Annotated in this window: 1 pseudogene; it reads left to right on the plus strand. The window is 34.1% G+C overall.

Annotated elements, in window-relative coordinates:
• Positions 1-132 (plus strand): annotated as a pseudogene (locus CWB72_RS20985) (transcriptional regulator); the annotation flags it as partial.
• Positions 133-246 lie beyond the last annotated feature (114 nt).

The raw sequence follows: 246 nt of genomic DNA on the forward strand, positions 1-246 counted from the left end.
CTTGAAACAGTGACTAAATGGTCTTCTGAATTACAACGTTTAACTCCTGAGCAACTTAATAAACTAATGAAACTCGGTTCTGGCATTGGCAAGGTAATAGACCTAAAAGATAAGATTTTTAAAAAAGAATAAAGCCGCACTGTGCGGCTTTATGATTAATTAAATATTATATTTTTGGATAGCCAATTCGATCAGATAAATAACCGACACTCGTTGCAAAATAATACGAGCGGTTCCAATGCATCA

The sequence above is a fragment of the Pseudoalteromonas phenolica genome (genome assembly GCF_005886345.1).
Classification (GTDB): domain Bacteria; phylum Pseudomonadota; class Gammaproteobacteria; order Enterobacterales; family Alteromonadaceae; genus Pseudoalteromonas; species Pseudoalteromonas phenolica_A.